This window comes from Luteibacter sp. (genome assembly GCF_051958795.1).
In the GTDB taxonomy this organism is placed as follows: Bacteria; Pseudomonadota; Gammaproteobacteria; order Xanthomonadales; family Rhodanobacteraceae; genus Luteibacter.
In genome coordinates this window covers 1-3,366 of record NZ_JBQCFT010000395.1, presented here as the reverse complement: position 1 = coordinate 3,366, position 3,366 = coordinate 1, and the positions used below count along the sequence as shown (strand labels likewise).

Below are 3,366 nucleotides of genomic sequence, written 5' to 3'. Positions count from 1 at the left end.
CCTTGACCGGCATGCCGGCCTCGGCCTCGCGCAGGAAGCCGATGATCTGTTCTTCGGAAAAACGCTTCTTCACGTCCAATCTCCTTCTTGTGGGGGATTGGACTCGAAACCGAGCCGCTACTCAAATCTGGGGGGACGTCGGCGGTGCGGCAGAACGAGGTTCAGTTGCAACAGCAGAGCCTGGATCAGCAGCAAGCGCAGGCGCAAAGTGGACCCTCTATGTCCATCAGTCGCTAAGTTAGAACCGTTGAAGGCGGCCTAGGGCGCCCGGCAGGGACGACGCAGGAGATGAAGGTCATCTTGATGTCGGCGCTGCTGGGCGCACCTTGGGCAAGTACGGCGAAAGAGAGTCGATTGCAGGACCATCCAGCAAGGTACGTGTACTTAGCACAAGATTTTGATCACAGCTCATGCGAGAAGGCATATCGTTGAAGCGCCATTTTGTGGGGGCACGTACATGAAGCGTATCGCGCTAGTTGTAAACACAAGCGTTGCCCTGTGCGTCGCCTTCTCTTCGGTACCTACCGCCATGGGTCAGGACGCCACAAGCACCACCCGCAAACAACTCTCCCGCCACGACCTCGGCATCCCCGGCTTCGAGGAATACCAGGTTCGCGTCGATTTCCCCAAAGGAACGATGGCCCCAAACCATCGCCACCCGGGCGAGGAAATCATCTACGTGATCGAAGGCCATATTGAGTACCAGCTCGAAGGCCAGGCGCCGGTCACCCTTAAGGCTGGCGACGTGTTGTTCGTTCCGGCGCGTACCGTGCATAGCGCGAAGAATGTGGGCACGGATAACGCCGCGGAACTGGGCACGTATATCGTGCCGAAGGGCAAGCCGCTCAGCGAGTTGGTGAAGTAGCCTACCCGAGGTAGCGCTTGATCAACTGCAACACCTGCCCGGCCTCCGCCTCCCGCACAGCCTCATCCTTCTCGACCACCACATGCTGGTGCAGGTGGTCTCCCAGCAGCTCGACCATCAGCCCCTGCGATGCGCCGCGGATCGCCGCCGCCTGCGTGAGCACATCGAGGCAGTCCGCATCGCCTTCCAGTGCGCGTTCCAGTGCCTCCAGCTGGCCTTTCAGGCGGCGGACACGGGTGACGAGGCGGGACTTGTTCTGGTTCACATGCGACATGGGCGTATACCCCCTAGGGGTATATGGGTTAGGATGCCGCCAAGGTAGCCCAGAGAGTCCCCCATGTCCATCGAACAAGCCGCCCCGGCGTTCGTGCATAGCCATGCCTTCAACGAGGGCAACCCGTTGGCCGAGCGCAACACCCGCCGTGCCGTGTACCTCACCGCCGCGATGATGGTCATCGAGATCGTCGGCGGCTGGTACTACAACTCCATGGCTTTGCTGGCGGATGGCTGGCACATGAGTTCGCATGCGCTGGCGCTGGGTCTCTCGGCGTTCGCGTACGCCTGTGCACGCCGTTTCGCCCACGACGGTCGGTTCGCCTTCGGTACCTGGAAGATCGAGGTGCTGGGCGGGTACTCGTCGGCGATCCTGCTGCTCGGCGTTGCAGGATTGATGGCGTTCCAGTCGTTCGAACGGCTGCTCAACCCGTTGCCGATTCACTATGAGCAGGCGATCGCCATTGCTGTCGTGGGCCTCATAGTCAACCTGGCATGTGCGTGGCTGCTGCGTGATAACCACGACCATCACCACCATGGGCACGGCCATGACCACGGTCATCATCACGCCCATCACGGCCACGATCACGGACACCACCATCACGACCTCAACCTGCGTTCCGCCTACATGCACGTGATTGCCGATGCGGCCACCTCCGTCCTGGCCATCGTTGCGTTGATCGCTGGCATGATCTGGGGCGCTCGCTGGCTGGACCCGGTGATGGGCCTGGCGGGCGCCGTGCTGGTTACGGTTTGGGCCTGGGGATTGTTGCGCGACACGGGCCGCGTCCTGCTTGATGCCGAGATGGATGCGCCGGTGGTCGCGGAGATTCGCGAGGTGATCGACGAAGACCCCAACGCGGCCGTGATTACCCACCTGCACGTGTGGCGGGTCGGGAAGGGCAAGTATGCGGTGGTGCTGAGTCTGGTCACGGACGCGCCCGTCAATGCGGATTACTACCGCAAGGCCTTGTCTGTCCACGACGAACTCGCGCACGTCACGGTTGAGGTGAACCGGGCAGCGTAAAAGGCTACTTTGTCGCGGTGGCGTGAGCCTGCCTGGCCTGCTTCGCCGCAATCTCCAGCGCCAGATCAATCGCATCGATAACGATCTCAGGCCGGTCGTAGTTGATGCTGTGGGTGCTCCGCGGAACGATCCAGTTCGTGCCATGCGTCGACATGGCGGCCACTTCGTTGTGTAGCTGCTCCCAGTCGACGGTGCGCCTGTCCTGGATGGACTGCGGCGTGCCTTTGCGGGCGGGGATGGGCGCATGCGTGAGCATGATGATGGGCATGTCGCCAAAGTCGCGGCGGGTGGCACGGGTTTCGTCCGCGCTGACGGTGTCGAAGTTGGCCATCTCCGATGCGAAGGCCTTCTGCCACTTCAGCGACGCCGTCCCGGCCAGGGTCGCATCGGTGATGGCCTGGTCAACGCCTTCGTACATCGTGCCGACGCAGGGTTCGAAGGCCGGTGAGCTCTTCGGGATCGAGCCACTCTTCGCGGCGGCAACGCAATCCGGCTGGGGCTCGGCATCATGGTGGGCCTGTTGTGGCAACTCTTTCGCTTCGAGGGCCTCGCGCTCCTTCGCCTTGCGCGTCTGGTCCTCGTGCGAACCATCCACGCTGACCATGCCGACGACCTCGTCGCGGTCGCGATCTGCAAATACCCGCACAGCCATTCCCGCGGCGGAATGTCCGACGAGAAGATAGGGCGGCTTGATGTGGGCGACCTGCAAGGCCTTGTGGATATCGTCTACGTCATTGCCCGAAGTAGAGGGCCGGTCGGACGCATCGCTGTAACCCAGGCCCGCGCGGTCGTACGAGCAGGTCATGTGCGTCTTGCTGATCTCCGGCTGTACCCGCGCCCATGCGATGGTCGAGTCGTTCATGCCGGCATCGAAGATGACGACCGGTGAGCCTTTGCCCCGGCAGTAGAGATTCAGGTGCCTGCCGCCGATATCGACGAGGCGGGCGGGGCCGAGGTAGACGCGGTCGGTGACCAGTGGGAGGGGAGGCTGCTCGGCTGCGAATGTCGTGGTGGCGATAGCTAGGCTGGCAGTCGCCGCGAGGGCGGAGAGTCGTCGCTTGGTCATCCGTCTTCCCCTGTTACCCGTCGATGGGTCGTCGGTGAGGATGCCAGTTGCAGGGGACGGCCGCTAGCGCGGGCGGAGCCAGTTAGGTTCCTGTGGGAGCGCGGCCGCCCGCGCATGGTGGGGCCCCCCCCCCCC

Annotated in this window: 4 protein-coding genes and 1 pseudogene; 2 read left to right on the top strand and 3 right to left on the bottom strand. The window is 63.0% G+C overall.

Translation table 11 applies throughout. The annotated features are described in order from the left end of the window. Nucleotides 1-73, bottom strand: a pseudogene (locus tag ACTHLF_RS20595) (transposase); the annotation flags it as partial. Nucleotides 74-529: 456 nt separating this feature from the next. Between ACTHLF_RS20595 and ACTHLF_RS20590 the strand changes: the two are divergent. Beyond that, a complete protein-coding gene (locus ACTHLF_RS20590; RefSeq protein ID WP_440330000.1) occupies nucleotides 530-865 on the top strand; it encodes a cupin domain-containing protein in 336 nt (111 codons plus the stop codon). Nucleotide 866: 1 nt separating this feature from the next. Here ACTHLF_RS20590 and ACTHLF_RS20585 read toward each other — a convergent pair whose 3' ends face one another. Further along, nucleotides 867-1,139, bottom strand: coding sequence for a metal/formaldehyde-sensitive transcriptional repressor (locus ACTHLF_RS20585; protein ID WP_440329998.1), 273 nt, complete (start codon nucleotides 1,137-1,139; stop codon nucleotides 867-869). A gap of 63 nt (nucleotides 1,140-1,202) precedes the next feature. Here ACTHLF_RS20585 and dmeF point away from each other — a divergent pair, with 63 nt between their 5' ends. Continuing rightward, nucleotides 1,203-2,165: a CDF family Co(II)/Ni(II) efflux transporter DmeF gene (gene dmeF / locus ACTHLF_RS20580; RefSeq protein WP_440329996.1), complete on the top strand. Its 963-nt coding sequence runs from the start codon at nucleotides 1,203-1,205 to the stop codon at nucleotides 2,163-2,165. A 4-nt stretch (nucleotides 2,166-2,169) separates the two neighbouring features. Here the strand turns inward: dmeF and ACTHLF_RS20575 are convergent, their stop codons facing one another. Then, complete coding sequence (locus tag ACTHLF_RS20575) at nucleotides 2,170-3,231, bottom strand: alpha/beta fold hydrolase (protein ID WP_440329994.1); 1,062 nt, start codon at nucleotides 3,229-3,231, stop codon at nucleotides 2,170-2,172. Nucleotides 3,232-3,366: the final 135 nt, after the last annotated feature.

Excerpts from the sequence above, each read along its gene's own strand:
- dmeF (WP_440329996.1), top strand. The coding sequence starts at position 1,203 with ATGTCCATCGAACAAGCCGCCCCGGCGTTCGTGCATAGCCATGCCTTC.
- ACTHLF_RS20590 (WP_440330000.1), top strand. The coding sequence starts at position 530 with ATGGGTCAGGACGCCACAAGCACCACCCGCAAACAACTCTCCCGCCAC.
- ACTHLF_RS20585 (WP_440329998.1), bottom strand. The coding sequence starts at position 1,139 with ATGTCGCATGTGAACCAGAACAAGTCCCGCCTCGTCACCCGTGTCCGC.
- ACTHLF_RS20575 (WP_440329994.1), bottom strand. The coding sequence starts at position 3,231 with ATGACCAAGCGACGACTCTCCGCCCTCGCGGCGACTGCCAGCCTAGCT.